At 67.8% G+C, this 24115-nt stretch carries 23 protein-coding genes and 2 pseudogenes; 16 read left to right on the plus strand and 9 right to left on the minus strand.

Features of this window, described 5'->3' with window-relative positions; all coding sequences use genetic code 11:
* Positions 1-91 precede the first annotated feature (91 nt).
* The 4 genes from AB0L57_RS02595 to AB0L57_RS02610 all read left to right on the plus strand — a co-directional run bounded on the left by AB0L57_RS02595 (position 92) and on the right by AB0L57_RS02610 (position 3963).
* Complete coding sequence (locus AB0L57_RS02595) at positions 92-1138, plus strand: phosphotransferase family protein (RefSeq protein WP_364955925.1); 1047 nt, start codon at positions 92-94, stop codon at positions 1136-1138.
* A 19-nt stretch (positions 1139-1157) separates the two neighbouring features.
* Positions 1158-2084 (plus strand): enoyl-CoA hydratase, encoded by a 927-nt coding sequence (locus AB0L57_RS02600; protein ID WP_364955928.1) that lies wholly within the window; start codon positions 1158-1160, stop codon positions 2082-2084.
* A gap of 107 nt (positions 2085-2191) precedes the next feature.
* A complete protein-coding gene (locus tag AB0L57_RS02605) occupies positions 2192-2890 on the plus strand; it encodes a hypothetical protein (protein ID WP_364955931.1) in 699 nt (232 codons plus the stop codon).
* A gap of 332 nt (positions 2891-3222) precedes the next feature.
* Positions 3223-3963 carry an FCD domain-containing protein gene (locus AB0L57_RS02610; RefSeq protein WP_364955934.1) on the plus strand — a complete coding sequence of 247 codons (741 nt, stop codon included), beginning with the start codon at positions 3223-3225 and terminating at the stop codon, positions 3961-3963.
* Positions 3964-4043: 80 nt separating this feature from the next.
* Here the strand turns inward: AB0L57_RS02610 and AB0L57_RS02615 are convergent, their stop codons facing one another.
* From AB0L57_RS02615 to AB0L57_RS02640, 6 genes are all read right to left on the minus strand, one after another.
* Positions 4044-5096 carry an enoyl-CoA hydratase/isomerase family protein gene (locus tag AB0L57_RS02615; protein ID WP_364955937.1) on the minus strand — a complete coding sequence of 351 codons (1053 nt, stop codon included), beginning with the start codon at positions 5094-5096 and terminating at the stop codon, positions 4044-4046.
* Between the two features lie 174 nt (positions 5097-5270).
* On the minus strand, positions 5271-5654 hold the full coding sequence (locus AB0L57_RS02620; protein WP_364955940.1) for a hypothetical protein: 384 nt from the start codon (positions 5652-5654) through the stop codon (positions 5271-5273).
* Between the two features lies 1 nt (position 5655).
* Positions 5656-6816, minus strand: a complete 1161-nt coding sequence (locus AB0L57_RS02625; protein WP_364955943.1) for a thiolase family protein — start codon at positions 6814-6816, stop codon at positions 5656-5658.
* A 211-nt stretch (positions 6817-7027) separates the two neighbouring features.
* A complete protein-coding gene (locus AB0L57_RS02630; protein ID WP_364955946.1) occupies positions 7028-8209 on the minus strand; it encodes an OB-fold domain-containing protein in 1182 nt (393 codons plus the stop codon).
* Positions 8210-8235: 26 nt separating this feature from the next.
* Positions 8236-9468 carry a CoA transferase gene (locus tag AB0L57_RS02635; RefSeq protein ID WP_364955949.1) on the minus strand — a complete coding sequence of 411 codons (1233 nt, stop codon included), beginning with the start codon at positions 9466-9468 and terminating at the stop codon, positions 8236-8238.
* Positions 9465-10949 carry an aldehyde dehydrogenase family protein gene (locus AB0L57_RS02640; protein WP_364955952.1) on the minus strand — a complete coding sequence of 495 codons (1485 nt, stop codon included), beginning with the start codon at positions 10947-10949 and terminating at the stop codon, positions 9465-9467. Before AB0L57_RS02640 ends, AB0L57_RS02635 begins: the two co-directional genes overlap by 4 nt.
* 201 nt (positions 10950-11150) lie before the next feature.
* Here AB0L57_RS02640 and AB0L57_RS02645 point away from each other — a divergent pair, with 201 nt between their 5' ends.
* The 11 genes and pseudogenes from AB0L57_RS02645 to AB0L57_RS02695 all read left to right on the plus strand — a co-directional run.
* Positions 11151-11957 carry a TauD/TfdA family dioxygenase gene (locus AB0L57_RS02645; RefSeq protein ID WP_364955956.1) on the plus strand — a complete coding sequence of 269 codons (807 nt, stop codon included), beginning with the start codon at positions 11151-11153 and terminating at the stop codon, positions 11955-11957.
* Entirely contained in the window at positions 11954-12658 is a 705-nt protein-coding gene (locus AB0L57_RS02650) for an SDR family NAD(P)-dependent oxidoreductase (protein WP_364955958.1), read from the plus strand. The genes AB0L57_RS02645 and AB0L57_RS02650 overlap by 4 nt, the downstream gene beginning before the upstream one ends.
* Before the next feature lie 53 nt (positions 12659-12711).
* Positions 12712-13572 (plus strand): mycofactocin-coupled SDR family oxidoreductase, encoded by an 861-nt coding sequence (locus AB0L57_RS02655; protein ID WP_364955961.1) that lies wholly within the window; start codon positions 12712-12714, stop codon positions 13570-13572.
* A gap of 12 nt (positions 13573-13584) precedes the next feature.
* Positions 13585-13776 (plus strand): ferredoxin, encoded by a 192-nt coding sequence (locus AB0L57_RS02660; protein WP_364955964.1) that lies wholly within the window; start codon positions 13585-13587, stop codon positions 13774-13776.
* A 10-nt stretch (positions 13777-13786) separates the two neighbouring features.
* Entirely contained in the window at positions 13787-15163 is a 1377-nt protein-coding gene (locus tag AB0L57_RS02665; RefSeq protein ID WP_364955967.1) for a cytochrome P450, read from the plus strand.
* An 82-nt stretch (positions 15164-15245) separates the two neighbouring features.
* Positions 15246-16907, plus strand: a complete 1662-nt coding sequence (locus AB0L57_RS02670) for an OB-fold domain-containing protein (protein ID WP_364955970.1) — start codon at positions 15246-15248, stop codon at positions 16905-16907.
* 163 nt (positions 16908-17070) lie between these two features.
* Positions 17071-18060 carry an alpha/beta hydrolase gene (locus AB0L57_RS02675; RefSeq protein ID WP_364955973.1) on the plus strand — a complete coding sequence of 330 codons (990 nt, stop codon included), beginning with the start codon at positions 17071-17073 and terminating at the stop codon, positions 18058-18060.
* Positions 18061-18067: 7 nt separating this feature from the next.
* On the plus strand, positions 18068-18586 hold the full coding sequence (locus AB0L57_RS02680) for a DoxX family protein (protein ID WP_364955976.1): 519 nt from the start codon (positions 18068-18070) through the stop codon (positions 18584-18586).
* 29 nt (positions 18587-18615) lie between these two features.
* Positions 18616-19434 carry an NAD(P)-dependent oxidoreductase gene (locus AB0L57_RS02685; RefSeq protein ID WP_364957250.1) on the plus strand — a complete coding sequence of 273 codons (819 nt, stop codon included), beginning with the start codon at positions 18616-18618 and terminating at the stop codon, positions 19432-19434.
* Positions 19416-20240 (plus strand): annotated as a pseudogene (locus AB0L57_RS02690) (NAD(P)-dependent oxidoreductase); the annotation flags it as partial. The gene AB0L57_RS02685 and the pseudogene AB0L57_RS02690, both read left to right, overlap by 19 nt.
* A gap of 15 nt (positions 20241-20255) precedes the next feature.
* Positions 20256-20600, plus strand: a pseudogene (locus AB0L57_RS02695) (Scr1 family TA system antitoxin-like transcriptional regulator); the annotation flags it as partial.
* An 11-nt stretch (positions 20601-20611) separates the two neighbouring features.
* Here the strand turns inward: AB0L57_RS02695 and AB0L57_RS02700 are convergent.
* Entirely contained in the window at positions 20612-20998 is a 387-nt protein-coding gene (locus AB0L57_RS02700) for an Imm7 family immunity protein (RefSeq protein ID WP_364955979.1), read from the minus strand.
* 289 nt (positions 20999-21287) lie between these two features.
* Here AB0L57_RS02700 and AB0L57_RS02705 point away from each other — a divergent pair, with 289 nt between their 5' ends.
* Positions 21288-21785, plus strand: coding sequence for a nuclear transport factor 2 family protein (locus AB0L57_RS02705; RefSeq protein WP_364955983.1), 498 nt, complete (start codon positions 21288-21290; stop codon positions 21783-21785).
* Between the two features lie 444 nt (positions 21786-22229).
* Here the strand turns inward: AB0L57_RS02705 and AB0L57_RS02710 are convergent, their stop codons facing one another.
* Positions 22230-22658: a DoxX family protein gene (locus tag AB0L57_RS02710; RefSeq protein WP_364955985.1), complete on the minus strand. Its 429-nt coding sequence runs from the start codon at positions 22656-22658 to the stop codon at positions 22230-22232.
* A gap of 354 nt (positions 22659-23012) precedes the next feature.
* Positions 23013-24113, minus strand: coding sequence for a hypothetical protein (locus tag AB0L57_RS02715; protein ID WP_364955988.1), 1101 nt, complete (start codon positions 24111-24113; stop codon positions 23013-23015).
* Positions 24114-24115 lie beyond the last annotated feature (2 nt).

Below are 24115 nucleotides of genomic sequence, written 5' to 3' on the forward strand. Positions count from 1 at the left end.
GTGAGCGCGAATGACCTGGGTCACTGCGCCAGGCCGCCGCACGGCGGCGTCGCCGGTCGGCCGGCAGACGAGAAAGGCACGAGGTAATTCGATGAGCGATCGGGATCCGGTGGACGTCGTCGCACTGACAGCATGGCTCGACCGGAACGGGGTCGGGACCGGCCCGGTCACCGATGTGGTGGCACTGACCGGCGGTACCCAGAACATCCTGGCCCGGTTCTCCCGCAGCGGCGCCGACTACGTCTTCCGTCGCCCGCCGCTGCACAAACGCAGCAACAGCGACGAGACGATGCGACGCGAAGCCCGGCTGCTCGCGGCGCTCACCGACAGCGAAGTGCCCCATCCGCGCCTGGTCGCGGTGTGCGAGGACCTCGATGTGCTGGGCTGCGTCTTCTTCGTCATGGCCGCGATCGACGGCTTCACCGCGACCTCGGAGGTCCCCGAGCCCTTCGCCTCCTCCCCCGACCTCCAACACGCCATGGGCCTGTCGGTCGTCGACAGCGCGGCCGCACTCGCCCGGGTGGATCCCGCCGTCCTCGGCGAAGCACAGCTCGCCCGGGCCGACGGCTGGATCGACCGGCAGGTCGGCCGCTGGCAGCGACAGCTGGACTCGTATCACGAACTCGACGGCTGGCCGGGCCCGCAGCTCGACGGCCTCGACGAGATCGGCCGGTGGCTCGATGCCCACCGGCCCGCGCAGTGGCGCACGGGAATCATCCACGGCGACTACCACTTCGGGAACGTGATGTTCCACCGCGACCGCCCCGCGGTGGCGGCCGTGGTCGATTGGGAACTCGGAACCGTCGGAGATCCACTGCTGGATCTGGGCCACCTGCTGGCGACCTGGCCCGACCCGGACGAGTCCCGCACCGTGGGACTCGCGCGGCAGTTGGACGGCCTGCCCGCACGCGCGGAGGTCATCGCCCGCTACGGCGCGGTCAGCGGCCGGGACATGTCGGAATTCGACTGGTATCAGGTGCTGGCCTGCTACCGGCTCGCCGTCATCCTCGAGGGCACCCACGCACGGGCCTGCGCCGGTAAGGCTGATGCCGCACTCGGCCGCCGATTCCACGGCGTCTCCCAGGCTCTGCTCGACCAGGCACTCGGTCTCGTGCGGACCTCTCCCGAAATCTACTGAGCGACAAGGATATTCCCCCATGCCCACGCCATCCCACGATCCCACCACGCCGGTCGACTACAAGTACCTGCGGTACGAGACCCATGACGACGGCACGATCGCGCGCATCGTGCTCGACCGTCCCCGCTACCGCAATGCCCAGAACCGTGGTCTGCTCGTCGAGCTCACCGAGGCGTTCCTGCGCGCCGAGGCCGACGACACGGTGCGCGTGGTCATTCTCGCCGGCGAGGGCCCCGTATTCTCCTCGGGCCACGACCTCGGCAGCTCCGAATACCGCGCCGAACGCGATCCCGGCCCCGATCAGCACTGGTCCTATTCCTGCACCGGCGCCACCCACGACGCGGTGGAGTCCCGCTACCACCAGGAGTGGCACTACTTCTACGAGAACACCCTGCGCTGGCGCAAACTGCGCAAGATCACCATCGCGCAGGTGCACGGCAACGTCTTCTCGGCAGCGCTGATGCTGATGTGGGCGTGCGACCTCATCGTGGCGGCGGAGGGCACGCAGTTCGCCGATGTGGTCACGACGCGCCTGGGCATGTGCGGTGTCGAATACTTCGGCCACCCCTGGGAATTCGGCCCGCGCAAGACCAAGGAGCTGCTCCTCACCGGCGACTGCATCGACGCCGAGGACGCTCGCGCCCTGGGCATGGTGAGCAAGATCTTCCCCGCCGGCGAACTCGGCGATCGCACCCTGGACTTCGCCCGCCGGATCGCGCAGGTACCGACCATGGCCGCCCTGCTGGTCAAGGATTCGGTCAACCAGAGCCAGGACGCGATGGGCCTTTCCAGCGCGCTGGACTCCTGCTTCACGATCCACCAGCTCGGTCACGCGCAGTGGACCCATCTGTCCGGCGGCAAGAGCCCGGTCGGCACCCCGGAACTCGGGCTGCCCGACTGGAAGTCGGCACCGCCGGTCGAGCGGGCGGACCCCTACTGCCCCTGAACACAGTCAGCCGCGGCCGCTACGGCGGCCGGCTGCCTTCGCCGGCATCCGATGCCGGATTTGCACGTCCTCGACAGTGATGTCGAGGTCCGAGAGAGGAATCATCGATGAGGAAAATCGCTGCTGCCTGCGTACTGTTCGCCGGAACCGTAGGCATCGCGGGAACCGCGCACGCGGATCCCCAGTCCGACACGATCAACTACACCGCCACCCCCACCTCGACCGGGACCGTCATCAGCACCGACGCGGGCACCGTGAATGTGGACAACGGTGTACTGAAGATCAAGGCCCCCAACGGAACCGTGGTCGCCGGAACCGACCTGTCCTTCCGGGTCGACGATTTCGTCTTCCCCATCGCCGCGGACGTCAACGGCCGCAGTGCGACGCTCACGCCCCGGTTCGACCTCGCCCACGCCACCTACAAGCCCGTGGCGCTGCCGTATGAGGATCAGGCTCCCTGGAAGAACTCCTATGACCGCGAGCAGTCCGCCTGGAGTCGTCTGACCAGCACGATCACCACGGGCGCCACCGTCGGCACCATGGTGGGCGGCCTCGGCGGCGCGGCCGTCGGCTGCGTGCTGGGCGGCATCGCCGGTGCGACCGTGGCCGCCGCGACCATCGTCGGCATGTTCGGCCCGTTCATCCCGGCCGCCGCCATCGGTTGCCTCGGCGGCATCGTCGCGATCGGAGCGCTGGGTACCGCTGCCGGTCAGCTGCTGGTCACCGCCCCGGTCGCCGTCATGGCCGCGGTGCAGTACTTCACCACGATCAACCAGCCCGCCCCCGGTCCGGCCCAGCCCAAGTAACCCGGGCCCCCGGAAGTACCGCCACCGGACATCCAGATGTGTCCGGATCGAGTACGGAGTCACCAGTGGACCGGCCGGTATCCCGTGGTGAAAAAGCGCCTGCGGCGCATGCGATTCCGGTTCACCACCGGTACCGGCCGGCCCCACCTCCGATTCGAATGGCACCGCCGGGTGCGCACGCCTGCGCATTCGTGCGGCAGATCCCCCGTCCGAAGCGCCGAAACCCTGCTCATCTGGCGTCCGCAACCCCGATGAGGTAAACATAATCATAGATTGATACGGCTCGGACTCCAGTGTACGGGGGAGCGGCCTGGCGCATGGAGGTACGTGTGATGGCACAAACAGGGCTTCGTCCGCAGAAGACAGCGATGCTGGTCGCTCAGCGGATCGTGGAGGGAATCAACAAGCGGGGCAACAAGGTTGGTGACAAGTTGCCGCCCGAGCGGTTGATGCTCGAAGAGTACGACATCGGCCGGGGCACCCTGCGCGAGTCACTGCGCTTCCTGGAACTGCAGGGCGTCATCGCGCTCAAACCGGGCCCCGGCGGTGGCCCGATCGTCAAGCAGCCCGACGGAATGGCGCTGGCCACGGCGATCACCCTGTTGCTGCAGTTCGAGAACGCACCGTTCCGCACCATCGTCGAGGCGCGCACAGCGCTCGAACCCATGATGGCCAAGCTCGCGGCGGACCGGATCAGTGAGGAGCAGTTGGCCACACTGAAGTACTCGGTGGATCACATGCGCGCGAACATCGACGACGAGGAGATCTTCGTCGAGATGAGCCGCGTCTTCCACGACACCGTCGCGCAGGGTTCCGGGAACGCCATCTTCGGATACCTGATCCACGCCCTGCTGGACATGCTCGACGGTTCCGCGGTGGGCATGGAGTACCCCGAACGGCATCGGGTCGCGACCTGCGACATCCACGAGAAGATCTATCTCGCGGTGGCGGGCGGCGATGCCGGCGCGGCGCTCGCGGCGATGGAGGAACACATCGACGGGATCTGGCGCTACGAGGAGAAGCACTACCCCGAAGTTCTGGATACCCCGATCGCCTGGGGCAACCGCGGCTGATCGGACTCCGGCACAACAGAATTCGGCCGTGCGGGCGGGAGCGACATCGTTCGCCCCCGCCCGCACGCGTCGGTGGCGGCCTACCCCCGGCGTGATCGCCCGATGTCGTCGATCAGGCCCCAGCGCAGGGCCTGCTCCGCGTCCATCGATTGCCCGGTCAGCATCATCCACGCCGCCCGCCATCGCCCGATGCGCCGGGGCACGCTGACGGTCCCCCCGGCGCCGGGCACCAGCCCCATCCCGATCTCGGGCAGCAGAAAGTACGTATCCGGTTCCGCGACAACCCGACCGGCGAAGGCTGTCATCTCGATACCCGCTCCGATGCAGGCACCGTGCACATGTGCGGTGACCCGATCGCGCATGCGATCGATGATCCGCCACGGAGCCCGCTCGAGGCGCACCAGATAGGCGGCGACCAGATCGGTGGCTATACCGAATTCGTCGAGGTCACCACCGCTACAGAAGACCGGTCCGGAACCTCGCAGTTCGACGTGTGCGATCGAGGGATCCAGCACGGCGAGCTGCAACGCCTCCAGCAACGACTCACGCATCCGCTGGCTCAGCGCATTGCGCCGGCCGGGGTTGTCGAGCACGACCGTCAGCACCGAATCCCCGCGCTCGACGCGCACCGGCGACCGCTCGGACACCACCACCGGACGGACGGGACGCTCCGCGCGCCACCGCGCGAACTCCTTGCCGCCCAGCAACATCGAGTACGTCGCGGCCTCCGCGGCCAGACCGGCCTCGACGTCCGGCGTCACCGTCTGGCGCAGCAACCTGGCCAGCGCCACGCTCGCCTGCGGATTACCCGCCACGGCGGCGCCGAGCAGATCCAGGCTCGCGGCGAGATCACCACAATGAATCAGCGCACGATCCACCCCCGCCCGCCCCGCCGACAGTGTCAACGTCAGCGCCTGCACCAGCGGTGCCATCTCCGGCGTCGGCTCGGATTCGAGCACTCCCACCGTGATTCGCAGTGTGCTCGCCACGGCATCGGCCATCCGCGCGATCCGCTCCGCGGACGCACCGCGCCACGCGTCCAGCGCGATCACCAGCACCGGCGACTCCGGATCTCCCTCGGGGCTCATCCGCAGTTCCAGATCGTCCACGGAAAGCGACAGTCGTTCGTCCACCCCTCGATCCTGGCACCAGCCCCGTCGCCGATGACGCAGGGGCACACCCCTGGTGAGTACCCCACCCGGCATGGTCACCGCGAGCACTCCGCAGGTATCGCACGCCGCCGGTCCACGGGTTCCGGTCGTCCTGTGTCGGCGGGCAGTTGCCGGGCGCGGCAGCCGGGGCGTGGTTCAGGGTGGTCCCACGATCCGCACGGTCTGCGGTCGAAGCCACTGTGAGCGGGCGGGGACCACGGCGAGCAGGCTTCTGCGCCGGGCCAGCGCGACCGCATGCCCGCCGGCACCGAAGGGTAGGTGGCGCCAGGTCCAGTTGCAGCCGTGCGGGGCCAGCAGCATGGCGGTCTGGGCGAAGTCGGCGTGCTCCACCTGCTCCCCGTCGACGAATATCCCCACCATGATGGAACTGACGAGCGCCGGGGCCAGGGTTCCGTCACAGACCACATGTACGGTGCCCTCGCGCCCGACATAGTGTGCGGCCCAGTCCAGGACCGCACGACGCCGGGACACACGGCCGGTGACCAAGGCAACGACTTCGGACTCGTACCGCGCTGTCATCTCAGTCGCGTGGCCCCTCGAGGAGGGTGACCGCCGAGACCGCAGTCGGCCCACCGAGGTTGTGCGCCAAACCGATTCGCGCCCGGTCCACCTGATTGACCGCCGTCCCGCGCAGCTGCTCGAACAGCTCCACGCACTGCGCCACCCCGGTCGCCCCCGGCGGATGACCCTTGGATTTCAGGCCGCCACTGGGATTGACCGGCAGCGTCCCGCCCACACTGGTGGCGTGATTGTCGAGGAGTTTGCAGGCCTCGAAGCGATCCGCGAAACCGAGGTCCTCGTAGCTGATCAGTTCGATACCGGTGAAGAAGTCGTGCACCTCGGCGACATCGACGTCGGCGGGAGCGAGCCCGGCCATGGTGAACGCGCGCTTGGCCGCGCGCACGGTGGCCGGGAACGTGGTCATATCCCGTTTGTGCTGGTGCATCACCGAATCCAGCCCCAGGCCCACCCCGCGAATCCACACCGGGCGATCGGTGTAGCGATCCACCACGTCCTCGGCGGCCAGGATCAGCGCGGCGGCGCCGTCGCTCTGCGGTGCGCAGTCGTAGAGCCCGAACGGATCGACCACCACCGGTGCCGCCAGCGCCTGTTCGACGGTGATCTCGAATCGCAACCGCGCCTTGGGATTCGCGACGCCGTGGCGATGATTCTTCACCGCGATCATGGCCAGATGTTCACGGCCGGCCGGGGATTCGTGCAGATAGCGCGCGACGTGCAGGGCGAAACCCGCGGGGGCGATCAACCCGAGCGGGTAGTCCCACGCCATATCGCGGGCCATCGCCTCCCACTCCCACATCATGTCCTTGGAGGCGGATTCGCGTACCTTGTCCGCACCGATCACCAGGGCCACATCGCAGGCACCCGATGCGATGCCGAACAACGCATTGCGCACCGCGTCATTGCCGGTGGCACAGGAGTTCTCCACTCGCGTGACAGGCAACTCCGGCAGGCCCAGCACATCGGCGAGGATGCCGGAGGGGAATCCGTCGGGCGTCCCCATCGCCCCGAACCAGGCCGCATCCAGATCGGCCTTGGCGATCCCCTTGTCCACCGATGCCGCGCATTCGGCGAACGCCATCGGCAGCAGATCCTTGATACCGAGCGCGAAATGCTCGGCGAACGGGGTCATCCCCGCGCCGACCAGTGCCACTTTCCTCATGCCACCTCCGTAACCTGCGGCGACACCCCACACCCCGTCGGCACCACGAGCGCTGCGCGATTCTGTCTCATGCCGCCTCCGTAACCCGTGGGGACACCCCACACCCCGGTCGGCGACACGAGCGCTGCGCGATTGTGTCTCATGCCGCCTCCGTAACCTGTGGGGACACCCCACACCCCGGTCGGCGACACGAGCGCTACGCGATTGTGTCTCATGCCGCCTCCGGTTCGAACGCATATCCGTAGTCGGGAACCCCCGACCGCACCGCCACCCGGCGCAGGACCATCCGGCCGCGGTCGCCGATGCGGACCGTGCCCGGGTCGGTGCCGGTGACCTTCACCAGCGCTCGCACGTCGACCGCATCGAGTTCGACGATCACCAGCGAGTACGGCGTCCGCAAACCCGGCACCGGAACCTGCACGGTGACCGCGGTGTAGACGGTCCCGGTGCGCGGCAACGGGATCAGCGCGTAGCCGGTACTGAGCGCACCGTCGTCCCCGAGCCGGTAGCGCGGCGGGAAATCCAGTTCCTCGCTGCCGGGATGGCGGCCGGCCTCCCAGCGCACCTTGGCCTCGAAGGCACGTTCGTAGGCCGCCAGTGAGATCGGGATGTCGGCCCCCGGCACCGCCACCGCGTCGGGTTCGGCGCGGACCGCCGGCTCGCGCCGATACACCTTCACCGGCCCGGCGGACACGGTGACTCCCGACAGGCTGGCCTGCTCGACCCCGACGAGCAGGCCGGCCTGTCCCCAATCGGCCAGTGCCGCAAGGGCGAACAGGCTCGATCCGGCCCCGGTCGTCGGCAATTGCGGTGGATCGCCGACGCACAGCTGGGCCGCCTGGTCGTGGTCCACGCCCGCCACGATGACCGGGGTGTCGACCCAGGCCACCGCCAGCGACGCGACCAGGCCGCGTTCGTGCAGCAACCGCGGGTCGCCGTAGTCGTGGACATCGCCGATGGCATTGCGGGTGCGCACCGGAAGACTGCGCGCCACCCGGGCCGCGGTCCGCACCGCCAGTCCGCGCTCGGCGACCAGCGCGGCCGCCGCGCCCGCCGGATCCAGGTCCACACCGATGATCAGCGTGCGCGGCCGCGCGGAACTCAGCGCATCGAGGGTTGCCGGTGCTCCCCCGAGCCGTTCGATCACCTCGAGTTCCGGATCCAGTCCCAGCCCGGCCAGTAGTACCGCGGCATTGCTGCTCTCCAGCAGTGGTAGATCCCGGCTCACCACCACCACGCGCTCGACGTAGGCGGTGGCGCGAGGCGCACCCGACAGGGCTGCTCGCCCGGCCTCCACTGCCAGGGTCACCGCATCCTCGTCGTCCCCGGGCACCCGGCCGCGGGGTCCACCCCAGCACGGCAGATAGGTTCCGATCGACGCAACACAGGGCATGCGATCTGCCTTTCGCTCGGATCGGATCAGGTGATGGCGCCGGCCGTCTTGAGCGCGATGATGCGATCCCAGTCCAGCCCCAGTTCGAGCAGCACCTCCTCGGTGTGCGCGGCGAATTCCGGTCCGGGCCCGGTGGCGGGCGCGGCGACGTCGAATTGCACCGGGTTGGCGACCATTTCGAGGCTGCCCACCTGCACCAGGTACTCGTTGGCGCGGATCTGCGGATCCGAACCCACCTGAAGACTGTCCTGAACCGGCGCCCACGGACCGGCCATGGTGGCCAGCCGCTCGGTCCAGTCGGCGAGCGTGCGTTTGCCGATCTCCTCGCGCAGAATCGCCACGCCCGCTTCGGTATTGGCGGCGATCGACGCCGCGGTGGCGAAGCGCGGATCCTCGGCCAGGTCCGGGCGCTCGATGTGGCGGCACACATCGGCCCAGAACTTGGTGGGCTGCAACATCACCAGCGACAGATAGCGGCCGTCGGAGGTCCGGTAGAGACCCGACAGCGGATTCGTCGGCGCACCATGCGATCCCGGCGCCGGTGCCAGCAGCGGTTCGTTCATGTACGCCGACAGTCCGATGGTGTGCCCCATCGACCACAGCCCGCTGCCGAGCAGAGACACGTCGACCACCGACGGCTTTCCGGTACGCTCCCGCTTCAGCAGTGCGGCCGCGATGCCACCCGCGAGGTTGGTCCCGGAAATGGTGTCGCCGAACGCGGGTCCGGGTGGGTTGATCAGTCCGTCCATCCCCTCCGGGGTGATGGTCGCCGCGACCGAGCCCCGGCACCAGAAGGCGGTCATGTCGAATCCGCCCTTGGTCGACTCCTCACCGCGGGGGCCCAGCGCACTGCCGCGCGCGTAGACGATCTTCGGGTTCACCGCGCGGATGTCGTCGACGTCGATACCGAACTTCGTGCGGGCCTGCGGCAGGAAGCTGGTCAGGAACACATCCGCGGTCCTGGCCAATTCGTGGATCACCTCGCGCCCCTCGGCCACCGACATGTCCAGGCCGATACTGCGTTTGCCCCGATTGGCGTGTTCGATGTTGGGGTTCGGATCGCCCTCGACCTTGAACTTGCCGATCTGGCGCAGACCGCGCTGGGGGTCGCCGGTGCGGGCGTGCTCGACCTTCACCACATCGGCGCCCCATTCGGCCAGCACCGCGCCGGCCGAGGGGACGAACCCGTACATCGCGACCTCGAGGACCCGGATGCCCTCGAGTGGCTTACCACTCCCGGAATTGCCGTTGTCGGTCATTCGTTCACCACCGCCGCGAAGGCCCTCTGCTCGAGGAACTCCTCGATGCCGGCCACACCCATCTCACGGCCGATACCCGACTGCTTGTAGCCGCCGAAGGGGACGTCGGGGTGAAAGTAGTTGCCGCCGTTGATACTCATCGTGCCGGTGCGGATCCGCCGCGCCACCGCCAGCGCCCGGTCCTCGTCGGCGGAGAACACCCCGCCGGACAGGCCGTAGATGGAGTTGTTCGCGATCTGCACCGCATCGTCGTCGTCGTCGAACGGGATCATCGCCAGCACCGGTCCGAAGACCTCTTCCTGCGCGATCTCCGAGTCGGGGTCCACGTCGGTCAGCAAGGTCGGGGCGTAGAAGTAGCCCGGATCGACCTTCTCCCCGCCGCACACCAGCTTCGCACCGGCGTCGACCGCGCGGGTCACCAGGCCGTGTACCTTCTCGCGCTGGCGTTCGGAGATCAACGGCCCCATGTAGTTCGACATGTCGTTCGGATCGCCGAAGCTGACCTTGGACATGAAACCGGCCACCATTTGCGCCACCTCCTCCTGACGCTCCCGCGGCACCAGCATGCGGGTGGTGATCGCGCAGCCCTGACCGGCGTGGCTGCAGATGCTGAAGGCACCGAACATGGCAGCGGTACCCAGATCACCGTCGTCGAGCACGATCGCCGCGGACTTGCCGCCCAGCTCCAGGAACACCCGCTTGAGCGAATCGCCTGCCGCCGACATGATCTGGCGGCCGACCACGGTGGAACCGGTGAAACTCACGACATCGACATCACGGTGGGTGGTCATCGTCTTGCCGACCTCGATATCGGAGCCCGACAGCACATTCACCACCCCGGCGGGAATATCGGTGTGCCGGGCGATGACCTCGCCGAGGGCCAGTGTCGCCAGTGGGGTGTCGGGTGCACCCTTGAGGATCACGGTGCACCCGGCGGCCAGCGCCGGGGCCAGTTTGGCCAGCGCCAGCTGATGCGGATAGTTGTAGGCCGCGATCGCGGCCACCACACCGGAGGCCTCGCGCTCGACCCAGCGCCGATGCTTCTTGCCTCGGTCTTCGATCACACCGAGATCCTGTGTGCGCTCATAGGTCCGGGCCAGTCCGGCGAAATAGTTCACGATCTCGAACGGCGTCTCGAGCTGATTGGCGTGGGTCATCATGCGCGTCGCGCCGACCTCGGCGATCGTCAGGTCCCGAAGCTCCTCGACGTTGTCGCGCAGTGCTCGATGGAACTGCTCCAGGCAGTGCGCCCGGAATTCGGTGTTCGTCGACCAATCGGTGGTGTCGAACGCCCGGCGCGCGGCCGCGATGGCCGCCTCGGTATCGGCGATGCTCGCCTCGGGCGCGTATCCGTAGATCTCACCGGTGGCCGGATTCAGCGAGGCGAAACTGCGCTCCCCCGCGACGAGCTCACCGTCGATCAGCATTTGTCTGGTGACGGCCCGCCCGTCGCCGGCCGTCGCGTTGCCCTGAGCTGGCATCCCGTCTCCTCATGCTATGGAAATTCCATTCTCAACAATGGAGAATAATGTATCCGAGAGCGTTCGGCCCCAGCAATGGCCGATCACATCGCCGACCGCCGCGTGAATCGCCGACAGTCCGCCGGACCACGCGAATGCGGGAAACCTTGCGGAGAATCGGCGAGCGAGAGTACGGTTCTCACAATTGGAAGGGAGATTCTTGTGGTTGAGACGACAGCGCTGAGCCCCACCATCGGCGTGGAGGTCACCGGAGTCGAGGATCTGCACGACGACGCCGTGATCAGCCGATGCACCGAGGCGCTGAAATGGCGCGGGGTGCTCGTCGTTCGCGGCCTGCATCTCGACGACGAGGCGCAGCTGGCGTTCTGCCGCCGCCTCGGCACCGTGCTGGCCCCCGGCGGACGCGAGATCTTCACCATCACACTGAATCCCGAGAAGAACCGGGCCGCGAAATACCTCGAGGGCACCTTCTTCTGGCATATCGACGACACCACCAACGACGTGCCGGCCCGGTCCACCGTGCTCACCGCGCGGCATGTGGCGATGGAGGGCGGCGGCACCCAGTTCGCCAGCACCTACGCCGCCTACGAGGGGTTGTCCGAGGCCGAACGCAAGCGCTACGACAGCGTGCGCGTGGTGCACAGTTTCGAGGCGGCGCAACGGCTCGCCAACCCCGATCCCACCCCGGAACAGGTAGCGGACTGGCGCCAATTGCCCACGCACGAAACCGATCTGGTGTGGTCACGCCGGGACGGCCGCAAGTCGCTGGTCATCGGCGCGACGGCCGATCACATCGTCGGCATGGATCCGGCCGAGAGCCGCAAGCTGCTCGACGAACTGCTCGAATGGTCCACCCAGCCGCGTTTCGCGTACACCCACGACTGGTCGGTCGGCGATCTCGTGGTCTGGGACAACACCGGCATTCTGCACCGCGCCCTGCCCTACGACGCGAGTTCCGAGCGGGAGCTGCACCGCACCACGATCGCGGGGTCCGAACCGTGGGCGTGAGGACAGCAGTGGTCACCGGCGGCGGCTCGGGCATCGGCCTTGCCGTGGCGAATCGGTTGCGCGCCGACGGATTACAGGTGGCGACCCTCGACATCAAGCCCGGTGACTCGGAATTCGACCACACCGCCGACGTCACCGATCGCGCCCAGATCGACGCAGCCCTCGCCACGATCCGCGACCAGCTGGGTCCGGTGACGGTCCTGGTGAACTCCGCCGGCGCCGAGAGCTACCGCCGGTTCGCCAATCTGAGTTTCGAGCAGTGGGAACGCACGATCGCGGTGAATCTGCACGGAGTGTTCCACTGCGTCCAGGCCGTCCTGCCGGACATGCGGGCCGCGCACTGGGGCCGCATCGTCAACATCTCCTCGTCGAGCACACACTCCGGCCAACCGTTCATGTCGGCCTACGTCTCGGCGAAGTCGGCGGTCAACGGCCTCACGAAATCCCTCGCCCTGGAACTCGGTCCCGAGGGCATCACGGTGAACGCGGTACCGCCGGGCTTCATCGATACGCCCATGCTGCGCAAGACCGAACAGGCCCAGTTGCTCGGCGGCACCATCGACGACCACATCGCCCGCACCCCGGTCCGCCGGGTCGGCAGGCCCGAGGACATCGCCGCCGCCTGCGCCTTCCTCGCCTCCGAGGAGGCCGGCTACATCACCGGCCAGATCCTGGGCGTCAACGGCGGCCGCAACACCTAGACGACCGCCGCGAGATGCGGTGGGAGGCAACAGAACGATCGAAAGGACCACCAGTGGGACGCGTGGAAGGCAAAGTCGCCCTCGTCACCGGTGCCGCACGAGGGCAGGGCCGCAGTCATGCGGTCAAACTGGCGTCCGAGGGCGCCGACATCATCGCCGTCGACATCTGCCGGGACATCGAAACCATCGGTTACGCGATGGCCACCCCGGATGATCTCGACGAAACCGCCCGGCTGGTGGAGAAGACCGGCCGCCGCATCGTCGCGGTGCAGGCCGACGTCCGTGACATCGCCGCGTTGCGGGACGCGGTGAAGCGCGGTGTCGACGAGCTGGGCCGGCTCGATATCGTTGTCGCCCAGGCGGGTATCGCCGGGATGAAGGGCGAGCCGCAGTGGCAGGCGTGGACCGATGTCATCGACACCAACCTGATCGGTGTCATCAACACCGTGCACGCGTCACTGCCGCATCTGGACACCGGCGCCTCGATCATCGCCACCGGCTCGACCGCGGCCCTGATGGACGTGTCGAAGGTCGACCAGCCCGGTAAGGATCCGGGCGGTATCGCCTACATGGTCGCCAAGCGCGGATTGTCCATGTACATGCACGAATTGGCGACCCACATCGCCGCGCGCCACATCCGCGCCAACGTGATCCATCCGACCAACTGCAACACCGACATGTTGCAGAGCGAGCCGATGTATCGCTCCTTCCGGCCCGATCTCGAGCACCCGACCAAGGCCGACGCCACGCCGGGCTTCCACGTGCAGCAGGCGATGCCGATTCCGTGGATCGAGCCCGAGGACACCAGTGCGATGGTGCTGTTCCTGGCCTCCGACGAATCCCGCTACGTCACCGGCATGCAGATGCGCGTGGACGCCGGCGGTTACCTCAAGTGGTACGACTATCACATCTAAGGGGAGACAACCGTGAAGGTTCACGTAGATCCCGACCGCTGCCAGGGCCACACCCTGTGTTTCATGGTCGCTCCGAAATCGTTCGAACTCAGTGAAATCGACGGCCACTCCTCGGCGGTCAGCGAGGACGTTCCCCCCGATCAGGAGGAACTGGCTCGCGAAGCCGCCCAGTCGTGCCCGGAACGAGCGATCACCATCACCTGAGAGGACCGCCGTGACCGCCGACAACGTGACAGCACCCGGCCCGACGGACGACGAGCGGAAGAATCCGCAGTTCGCCTTCGATCGGTACGCACCGGAGTATCGCGACAACTTCCTGTCCATCACCAAGGACATGCAGCAGCACTGCCCGATCGCCTGGTCGGACACCTACGACGGGCACTGGGTGGCCGCCGGAAACCGTGAGGTCTTCGAGATCGCGCGCTGCCCGCACGTGTCCAACGATCATGATGTGGCCGGAGACCGCAACGGCTACAAGGGAATTTCGATTCCCACACCGCCACGCGTCGCCGCGGTCCGCGGCGGATTCCTGGAGATGGACGAGCCCGAGCACCGCGAGGCCCGGTCCGCGGTCAATCCGTATCTGTCCCCGGCGGCGGTCAACCGCTGGATTCCGTTCATCGACGAGGTCGTGCGGGCTGCACTCGACGAGAAGATCGAGTCCGGGCACATCGATTTCGTCGATGATCTGGCCAATGTCGTTCCCGCGGTGCTGACCCTGGCCATGCTGGGAATCCCGATCAAGAAATGGACGGTCTACAACGAGCCGGTGCACGCGGCGGTCTACACCCCGCCGGATTCACCGGATATCGAGCGGGTCACCGCGATGCACCGGGAGATGGGCCTGGACCTGCTCAACAATCTCATCGAGATCAAGCAGAATCCGCGCCCCGGGCTGATCAACGCCGTCGCCAACGCCACGATGAACGGCGAGCCGATGCCGGATCTCGAGATGCTCGGCATCCTGGGGCTGGTCATCGGTGGCGGCTTCGACACCACCACCGCGCTGACCGCCCATGCGCTGGAATGGTTGTCGGAGCATCCGGACCAGCGCGAGATGCTCAGCGCCGAACGCGAGACGCTGCTGGATTCGGCGACCGAGGAGTTCCTGCGCTTCTACGCCCCCGCCCCCGGCGACGGGCGCACCATCGCCGAGGACTGCGAGGTGGTGGGCAAGACGTTCGCCGAGGGCGACCGGGTGTGGTTGTCGTGGGCGATGGCCAACCGGGATCCAGAGGTCTTCGAGGACCCCAACGAGATCATCCTGGACCGGCATCGCAACCGGCACTACAGTTTCGGGCTCGGCATCCATCGGTGCATCGGCTCGAACGTGGCGCGCACGGTGTTCAAGCGGATGCTGCTCGCGGTCATGGACCGGATGCCGGACTATCGCTGCGATCCCGAGACGACGGTGCACTACGACACCATCGCCGTCATCCAGGGCATGCGGCATCTGCCGGCGACCTTCACCCCGGGCGAGCGCCTGGGCGAGGGACTCGAGGCAACGCTCGAGAAGCTGCAGGCGATCTGCGACGAGCAGCAGCTCGCCGCACCGGTGACCGCGCGCAAGGAACAGGCCGACATCCACTGAGACCCGGGCCGGTGTGCCGGGCGGCCGACTCGCCCGCCACACCGGCCCGGATGTCGGTGTCCCGCATCCAACAGGAGGTCAGGTGACCACCGCGCCGCAACGGCCGCTGCCCCAGCTCACCGCACAGAACGAATTCTTCTGGACCGCGGGGGCCGACGGCCGGCTGCGCATCCAGCACTGTTGTGCGTGCCAGGAATTGATCCACCCGCCGCAGCCGGTGTGCCGCTACTGCCGCGGCACCGAGATGGGTGTTCGCGAGGTCTCCGGACACGCCACTCTCATCGGCTTCACCCTCAATGAGCGGTTCGCCCTGCCCGGTCTGCCCCCGCCCTATGTGGTCGGGCAGGTCGCGCTCGTCGAGGATCCGCGAATTCGCCTGACCACCACCGTGATCGACTCCGATCCGGCCGCGCTCGAACTGGGCATGCGGATGGAGGTGCGCTTCGAACAGCACGAGGATGTGTGGCTGCCGCTGTTCCGCCCCACCGCCGAGCAGCCCGAGCCCGCACCGCTGCCCGCCGACGAGATCGAACCCGGCCGGTTCGCCGAACACGTCCGTCCCCGGCAAACCGCGGCCAAATTCGAGGATCGGGTGGCGCTCACCGGAATCGGCATGTCCGAGATCGGGCGGCGACTCATGGTCCCGCCACTGCGGCTGACCGTTCAGGCGTGTGAGCGCGCGGTCGCCGATGCCGGGTTGACCATGGCCGATATCGACGGCATCTCCTCCTACCCCGGCGGTGGCAATCTCGGCGGTATGGGCGAGGGCGGGGTGACCGCACTGGAGTCGGCGCTCGGCCTGCATCCCACCTGGTACAACGGCGGCATGGAGACCTTCGGGCCCGGTGGCTCGGTGATCGCGGCCATGCTCGCGGTCGCGGGCGGGCTGGCCCGGCACGTGCTGTGTTTCCGCACCGTCTGGGAGGCCACCCACAACGAGTTGCTGCGCACCGGAAAGGCCCAGCCGCTCGGCGGGAGCCGCACCACCAGCTGGCAGCTGCCCTTCGGCGCCACCTCGGCCGCGCATACGCTCGCCCAGAACGCGCAGCGGCATTTCCACCGATTCGGCACCACGCGGGAGACGCTGGGGTGGATCGCGCTCAATCAGCGTGCCAATGCCGAATTGAATCCCACTGCGGTGTACCGGGATCCGATGACCATGGACGACTACCTGTCGGCCCGCCCGGTGACCAGCCCGTTCGGTCTCTACGACTGCGATGTCCCCTGTGACGCCGCGGTCGCGGTGATCGTCTCCGCGGTCGAGACGGCGCCGGATCTGGCCCAGCCGCCGGTGTTCGTCGAGGCGGTCGGCACCCAGATCATCGAACGCGTCGACTGGGATCAGAGCACCCTCACCCACGAACCCCAGGTGCTGGGCCAGGCCGCGCATCTGTGGACCCGCACCGAGCTGCGGCCCGCCGATGTCGACGTCGCCGAGCTCTACGACGGCTTCAGTTTCAACTGCCTGTCCTGGATCGAGGCACTGGGTTTCTGCGGGATCGGCGAGGCGAAGGAATTCCTCGACGGCGGCAAGAACATCGCCCGCGACGGGCTGCTGCCGCTGAATACACACGGCGGCCAGCTCTCGCACGGCCGCACCCACGGGATGGGGCTGCTGCACGAGGCCGTCAGCCAATTGCGCGGCGCTGCCGGACCGCGTCAGGTGGCCGATGCCCGGGTCGCGGTCACCAGCAGCGGCGGCCTCACCCCCAGCGGCGTCCTGCTGCTGCGGAGCGAGCCATGAGCCCGGCCATCACCGGCCGGACACCACCGCACACCGGCCCGACGGCAGTGTCGCACGGCCGCCGGGTGAACCCAGCACGCCGCGAACCGACCACGCGATCGTCGTGGATTGTCTCCAGCACAGCTGCGCACAGCGCCCCTGGGTACCCGATGCGGAGCGATCGATGACTCTGGACGCCTCGGGGCTGCCCCGCTGCGGAGCCACGCGCCCAGTCCCCACCATCGAGAATCCCGAATCCGTGGCGCCCCAGCCGGTTCGGACGGAAGTCGACGGCATCGCGGTCTCCGGACTGCTGGTGACGGCGCGGTCACCGCGAGCGGCCCTGGTCGCCGTCCACGGCGGCGCGACCACCTCGGCCTACTTCGATTGCCCAGGCCACCCCGAACTGTCGCTGCTGCGCCTGGCCGCCGCCTCCGGAATCACCGCACTCGCACTCGACCGGCCCGGCTACGGAGCATCGGCTCCCTACGCGGACCGGCTGTGGGAACCGCGGTCGCGAGTGGATCTGCTCTACGGTGCTGTGGCACACCTACTTTCCGGCCTGCCCGGCGGCGCGGGGACCGTACTCGTCGCGCATTCGGCGGGATCGGAACAGGCCATGCGGATGGCCGCCGACCCGCGCGGCGCCGACCTGCTCGGCCTCGAGCTCGCCGGCACCGGGCGCGAGCACACCGATATCGCCCAGCGCATGCTGTGGGACCGGCCACCGGGCACACGCCCACGCGGGCTCAATGAGCTGCTCTGGCAGCCCGCGCAGCTGTATCCGGCCGATATCGTGGGCGGTGCGCGGCTCGCCGCCACCGGACCGCGGCTCGAGGCCGCCACCGTCACGGACTGGGCCGGCACCGAATTCCCCGCCCTCGCGGCGCAGGTCCGGATTCCGGTGCGTTTCACCGTCGCCGACCACGAGCGGGTGTGGCGCAACGATCACAACGGCCTGGCCGCGGCAGCCGCGGCCTTCACCGCCGCGCCCCGGGTGGTGCTGAACCGCCAGCCCGGCAGCGGTCACAACCTCAGTGTCGGGCGTACCGCGCGCGCCTACCATCTCGGCCTGCTGGCCTTCATCGAAGAGTGCCTGGTCGCCGCCGATGCCGGATTAGATTGTTCTGCAACACAATTCGACGGGGTCGTGGGCACACGACCCGGGAAGTGAGGCGAAGATGGATGTCGCCGATGTGGCCGCACTGCTGCTGCGACTGGTGGTGGGCGTGACCATGATCGCGCACGGATACAACCATTGGCGCGGCGGCGGGCGGATCGAGGGCACCGCACGCTGGTTCGGCGGGCTGGGGTTGCGCAACGGGATCCTGCAGGCCTGGCTGAGCGTGATCACCGAAATCGGCGCGGGCGCACTGCTGATCGTCGGCCTGTTCACCCCGCTCGCCTGCGCCGCGGTCATCTCGGTGATGCTCGTGGCCGGACTCCTGGCACACCGGCGGAACGGATTCTTCGTCTTCAAGGAGGGCTACGAGTACGTCCTGGTGCTCGCGGTCACCGCACTGGCCACGGCGATCCTCGGCCCCGGCCGCGCCTCCCTGGACCACGCCGTCGGCCTCGACACCCAAGGCTGGACCGGCGGACTCATCGCGGGCGTGGTGGGCGTGGCGGCGACCGCCGGACTGCTCGCCACCTTCTACCGCCCGGCCACCGATCCGGCACAGCCGGAACCCGCACCGTGACAGACACTTTCGAGGAAAAGGGCGATCGCATGCGAGTCGGATTCATCGGATTGGGCAGCCAGGGCGCGCCCATGGCGCAGCGGATCGTCGCCGCCGGGCACCCGACCACACTGTGGGCGCGCCGGTCCGCCAGCCTGGAACCGTTCGCGGATACCCCGGCGGCCACCGCCGAATCACCGGCGGCACTGGGCGCGGCCAGTGATCTCGTCTGCGTGTGCGTGGTCGGCGACGACGATGTGCGTGAGGTACTGACCGGCGAGAACGGCGTCCTCGCCGAGATGGCTGCGGGTGGTGTGGTCGCCGTGCACAGCACGATACATCCCGACACCTGCCGCGAACTCGCGAAAACCGCATCGGGTCAGGGTGTTTCATTGATCGACGCGCCCGTGAGCGGCGGCGGCCCCGCGGCCCAGGCCGGGCGGCTGCTGGTGATGGCCGGAGGTGACGCCAAGGTGGTCGATCGCTGCCGCCCCGTCTTCGACAGCTACGCCGACCCAGTCGTATACCTCGGTGACGTCGGCTCCGGCCAGGTCACCAAACTGCTGAACAATCTGCTGTTCACCGCGAATCTGGCGACGGCGATGACCACCTTCGCCCTCGGCGCCGATCTGGGGGTGGACCCGGCCCGACTGGGGCAGGTGATCGCACACGGCTCCGGGAACAGTTTCGCCGTCGGCCGGATCGCCGATGCCGGAATGACCCTGGACCGGCTCGCCCAATACGCGGGCACTCTCCTACGCAAGGATGTCGGACTCGTCGCGAATCTCGCCGACACAGCGGGCATCACTCCCGGCGTCGTGCTGACCGCCGCCGACGCGACGCTGGCACTGATGAAGCACGAGCGGTAGCCGACATGCGTATCGGATTCGTCGGCCCCGGCCGAATGGGCATGCCCATGGTGCGCCGATTGGCCGCCGCCGGACACGAGGTGCGAGTAGCCGTGCGGCGCACCGATATCCGCGCAGCGGTCACCGAATCCGGTGCGCACGCCGTCGACTCCCCCGCTGCCGCGGCGGCCGATGCGGACATGGTCCTCGTCTGCCTGTTCTCCGACGAACAGGTGCGCGAGGTCTGCCTCGACGGCGATCTCCCCGCGGCCATGGACCACGCCGCGATCCTCGCGGTGCACACCACCGGCGATCCACGCACCGCCCAGCAGATCTCCGACCGCGCACGACCACACGGAGTGCGGGTGGCCGATGTGCCGGTGAGCGGGGGGCCGCACGATATCGCCACGGGGACCCTGACGGTCTTCGTCGGCGCCGACGAAGACACGGCCGCGGACCTACGCCCCGCCCTGTCCTGCTACGCCGATCCGATCCTGCACGTCGGCCCACTCGGAGCGGGGCAGCGGGTCAAACTCGTCAACAATGCCCTGTTCGCCGCCCAAGCCGGGCTCGTCGCCGCCGCGGTCGATCTGGCGGGCCAGCTCGGCGTCGAGGAATCGGCGCTGTTGTCGGCGCTACCTCACGCCAGCTCCTCGGGCCGCGTCGTCACCAGCATCGCAGCCAAGCGCTCGGTCGCCGAATTCGGCAGTGCCGTAGGTGATTTCCTGCGTAAGGATGTCGCGGTGGTGCGTGCGCTCACCGCAGAACTGGGCGGTTCGCTCGGAGTTCTCGACGACGCGATCGCCGCCGCACCGTTCGGGCACTGAGGTCTCCAAACCGGAGCCTACGCCCGGGCCTTGGATACCTCGTTCTACGCGGACGCGACCGCGGAACGGCTCGACCAAGAAGTCGAAGTTCGGTCCAAGCGTCAGCGAATCATCACCCGGAAACGCAACCCGGTACACGTCGATCTGATTCTGGACGAAAGCGTGCTCCGACGAGTGGTCGGCGGTTCACGACCGATGGCCGACCAACTACTTCATCTTGCCGATCTGCCGATCGACGTCAACCTCGCGATACTGCCCTTCACGAGCGGGTACCCACTCGGGCTCGCCCCCGGACCGTTCACGGTACTCGAATTCGACCGCGCCACAAGCGAACACCCGCACATGCCGACGAGCGGTTGATTGCGGCGCGGTTATCCGTCCTCCAGAATCGGTACCACAGGCGAGAGAAGCGCATCCGCATGCACGGTCACCAGACCTCGAGCCATGCGGAACACACGAAATCCCCCGGCGTACGCAGCATCCTCGTCATCGTGGACGTACAGCAATCCATACGACCCGCGCGCGAGTCGACCGATCCGGGTGAACAGGTCGATCACTCCAGCGCCCCACGTGCCACGTCGGTTCGGGTGCCCTGCAAAGTGAATGTAGTAGTCACCGTTGAACGCTTGGAGATCCATCAGCGCGTAGCCGGAGAACTCCTCCAACAGAGTCCGGACGTCATCGAGGCGAAGGGACGACTCATCGTCCGTAGTCGTGGCGTCGGCACGCAGGGTGACCCAACCGTGGTACTCGAACACTGCTGAAGTGTAAGTTTCTCTGCCCGACATCGTGACACCCGCGTCCTGAAGGGGCTTGACGGTCCATTGGACCTTGTTCAGGCGATCTCCCAGCCGTGGCATCGACTCCGCGCGGGCCTCATCTACGTTGGGCCTTCCACGTGCCGGCGGGAGTATCTGTTCGCGATCGAATAGTTGTCACTACTGTAGGCGCCACAGGAGGTGGCTCGATCACCGTCGGCCGGTCGGTCGCACATGCCGCATCCCTGGCGGGACACTTGCGGCGAGGTCGAGTCGAGAGAGCAGGGCGATGTCGCAACAATCCGAGAATTCAGCCGATCCTGTCGCATCGCTCCTCGAGCGGGAGGTCATCAGGGATCTGAAGGCGCGGTACTGCCGGTTCCTCGACACCAAGGACGAACGATCCTGGCGCACGATCTTCACACCGGACGTGCGGATTCGAACCGATCTGGCGGTCCCCTCCGCCGACGGGCAGCCCACGCCGAGCTTCACTGTGGACGGCGCCGACGCCTTCGTCACCACAGTGCTCGCGAGCCTGGCGGGGGTCGCCACGGTGCACCACTGCCACACCCCGGAGATCATCCTCACCTCACCGACCATCGCGACCGGCGTCTGGGCGATGCAGGACTGGCTGATCTACCCCGACGGCAAAGAACTGCGCGGCGCCGGGCATTACCACGAAACCTGTGACAAACACGAAGGCGAGTGGCGGATCTCGTCGCTGCACCTGACCCGCACCGTCGTACAGACAACCGGTGACCGGTCCGGCGCCACGGCGCCCCGATGATCCATCCCGCGATATCCGCGCCGACGTGCGAGTACTGTTGCGCCACAACAGTTCCACCCACGCCATCGACGATCTCGACATCGAACGCCACTACGGCGACTCTTCGACGAGGCCACGTTGCCGACGGCGATGGACGATCGGCACCGTCGCGGTGTCACGCGACGACACCCCCGTCACCGAGGATGTGCCGCACAACTGGGCACGCACTGGTTGCGCCCACATCGCCTCCCGGCGAGCGGTCGAAGAGGGCGCGAGATCGACTGCCGCGAAACGCAAACTGTCATCACATGATTCGGAGGCACGCGGGGCGGGCGGTCCGACCCGGTGACGCACGCCCCGCGACTTCGATGCGACAGCCCGACCAACCCGACCGGACCGTCCCCATAACGCACACCGCGACTACCGGCGGCTGGGTGCCGCCGGTAGCCGGTCGTTATGCGCGGGTCATCGCTCGAGCAGCGCGCCCACGGCGGTGATCGAGGCGCGGCGTTCGTAGGCGATCCAGGCGAAGATCGCGGTGAGCACCAGCGGGAAGGGGGCCAATTCCGGGGCGTCGGCCAAGAAGGCGTTGAAGCCGGCGGCGAGGAAGGTGACGATCGCCAGGCCGATCGCGGCGGCCGCGGTCAGGCGGGGCACCATGAGTCCGATCCCGCCCGCGACCTCGGCGAGACCGATGAAGACCAGCAGCGCCAACGGGATCGAGAAAGCGGTGGCGTTGTTGTCCATCAGCGTGTGCGGGATGACGAGCTTCGGACCGCCGGAGGCGATGATGAAGAACAGGCCGAGCACGATCTGCAGGGTCCACAGGACGCGGTTGCGGATCTTGCCGGGGCGGACGGCGAGGGTGGTCCGGGTGGCGCTGATGGCGGTCATGTCTTGTTCCTTCTGGGTCGGTCGCGCCGGGTTGGTGGCGCGTTCATCAGTACCGACGGGGGCGGTCCGGAAAACTCATCGCCGCGGTCGGAACAATCTTCACCACATCATCGGGACCGCATGTGCACTGCGTTCGTCGCCCGAGCTGCCCTCGGATTCGCACTGATCCCGCACACACGGAAATACCGCTGGGCGGGCCTTGTGCGCGGCGGAATCGACCGCAGCGCAGAATGTTCGGGATTGCCGATGAGTCGAGGCGGTGGGTGAGCCGAATACTCGGCACCGTATCGAGGATGGGAGCAGCTCGCCGATCGAGGCCACCGTGGCGTATGGGCGCTTCGGGGTACCTACAGATCACGCGCGCTGGTCCGGTTCGGCCTCCTCTTGTGCGCCGAAGGTTCCGCGCGGCGCGGTGCCGCTCACCCTGCCCGTTACCGTGACTTTATGGCCGTTTGCTCTGACCCAGGCTCGGATCGCGACGCTCTGCTTCGGGTTCATGCGCGGCGTCCAGCGGCCGATCCGAACGCTTTCAACGCCCATTTTCTGTCCGGCGAGAAGCTGCGAGAGCTGTTCGAACTGGGACGGTGTCACGAAGGCCACGTAGTAGTCTCGGCCGGAATCCAGCGATGCCAAGACAGTGCCGAGGTCGAAGGCGCGCTCACCGATCTCCTCGAGGAACGCTTGGAGGTAACCGACGCGATCGTCGCCGGCATGCTCGGCGTCGAAGGCGGCGACCCAATCCCAGGGCAGCGCCGCGGGACACTCGCTCAGCGATGTCACCTGCTCGCGGACGGACTCGGGGTCGGCTTCGCGGGAGACGACAGCCATGCCCGCGATCCCTTCCGGAGATTCGACGTCGGGAAACGATTCGCCCGCACCAGGGGTGAGGAGTGCACGTCGTTGCGCCATGATCGCCCGGACGCCGGGCTCGACATCCGGCTGCTGCCGAGCCCAGTCGTGCCAGTAGGCCGCAGCTTGCGAGCTCTGGCGAACTACGCGGTCCGGCGCGGGCTCGGCAGGCCAGAACTGCAGGAGATAACGGTCCATGACCGGCTCGTCACCGAGTCTGACGTCCTTCTCCCGCGCCTGGTCCATGCCCTGCGCGCAGTACCGCACCCGATAGTCGAGTCCTTCTTCCAGGTCCAATTCCCAGTGGGCCTCGCCTGCCCACTGCACCAGGGAGCTTCGATCCGAAACCGGGTAGAAGGAGACCTCCACGACGTCTTCCCATGCCGGATCCAGCGATGGCGCCTGGTCGTGCACTTCGACGGTGAAACCGACCTTCCCGGTGTGCAGCCCGGTGAGCAGGAAGAGCTTGCCGGGTACCGCGGCGCCGCACAGTCCCGACCCCTGCCCGGCGAACGCCTCGTGCATGCGCGAGTTGACGGCTCCTATGGCGCTTTCGACATAGATCTGACTGTAGGAGACACCGACTTCGCTCTCCAGCCTGAACACTT

Origin of the sequence: Nocardia sp. NPDC052254 (assembly GCF_040679495.1) — a bacterium.
Lineage (GTDB): Bacteria > Actinomycetota > Actinomycetes > Mycobacteriales > Mycobacteriaceae > Nocardia.

What these genes read in the sequence shown, in the direction of transcription:
- AB0L57_RS02595 (WP_364955925.1), top strand. Translation starts at nt 92, where the DNA reads ATGAGCGATCGGGATCCGGTGGACGTCGTCGCACTGACAGCATGGCTC.
- AB0L57_RS02600 (WP_364955928.1), top strand. Translation starts at nt 1,158, where the DNA reads ATGCCCACGCCATCCCACGATCCCACCACGCCGGTCGACTACAAGTAC.
- AB0L57_RS02605 (WP_364955931.1), top strand. Translation starts at nt 2,192, where the DNA reads ATGAGGAAAATCGCTGCTGCCTGCGTACTGTTCGCCGGAACCGTAGGC.
- AB0L57_RS02610 (WP_364955934.1), top strand. Translation starts at nt 3,223, where the DNA reads ATGGCACAAACAGGGCTTCGTCCGCAGAAGACAGCGATGCTGGTCGCT.
- AB0L57_RS02620 (WP_364955940.1), bottom strand. Translation starts at nt 5,654, where the DNA reads ATGACAGCGCGGTACGAGTCCGAAGTCGTTGCCTTGGTCACCGGCCGT.
- AB0L57_RS02625 (WP_364955943.1), bottom strand. Translation starts at nt 6,816, where the DNA reads ATGAGGAAAGTGGCACTGGTCGGCGCGGGGATGACCCCGTTCGCCGAG.
- AB0L57_RS02630 (WP_364955946.1), bottom strand. Translation starts at nt 8,209, where the DNA reads ATGCCCTGTGTTGCGTCGATCGGAACCTATCTGCCGTGCTGGGGTGGA.
- AB0L57_RS02635 (WP_364955949.1), bottom strand. Translation starts at nt 9,468, where the DNA reads ATGACCGACAACGGCAATTCCGGGAGTGGTAAGCCACTCGAGGGCATC.
- AB0L57_RS02640 (WP_364955952.1), bottom strand. Translation starts at nt 10,949, where the DNA reads ATGCCAGCTCAGGGCAACGCGACGGCCGGCGACGGGCGGGCCGTCACC.
- AB0L57_RS02675 (WP_364955973.1), top strand. Translation starts at nt 17,071, where the DNA reads ATGACTCTGGACGCCTCGGGGCTGCCCCGCTGCGGAGCCACGCGCCCA.
- AB0L57_RS02680 (WP_364955976.1), top strand. Translation starts at nt 18,068, where the DNA reads ATGGATGTCGCCGATGTGGCCGCACTGCTGCTGCGACTGGTGGTGGGC.
- AB0L57_RS02685 (WP_364957250.1), top strand. Translation starts at nt 18,616, where the DNA reads ATGCGAGTCGGATTCATCGGATTGGGCAGCCAGGGCGCGCCCATGGCG.
- AB0L57_RS02705 (WP_364955983.1), top strand. Translation starts at nt 21,288, where the DNA reads ATGTCGCAACAATCCGAGAATTCAGCCGATCCTGTCGCATCGCTCCTC.
- AB0L57_RS02710 (WP_364955985.1), bottom strand. Translation starts at nt 22,658, where the DNA reads ATGACCGCCATCAGCGCCACCCGGACCACCCTCGCCGTCCGCCCCGGC.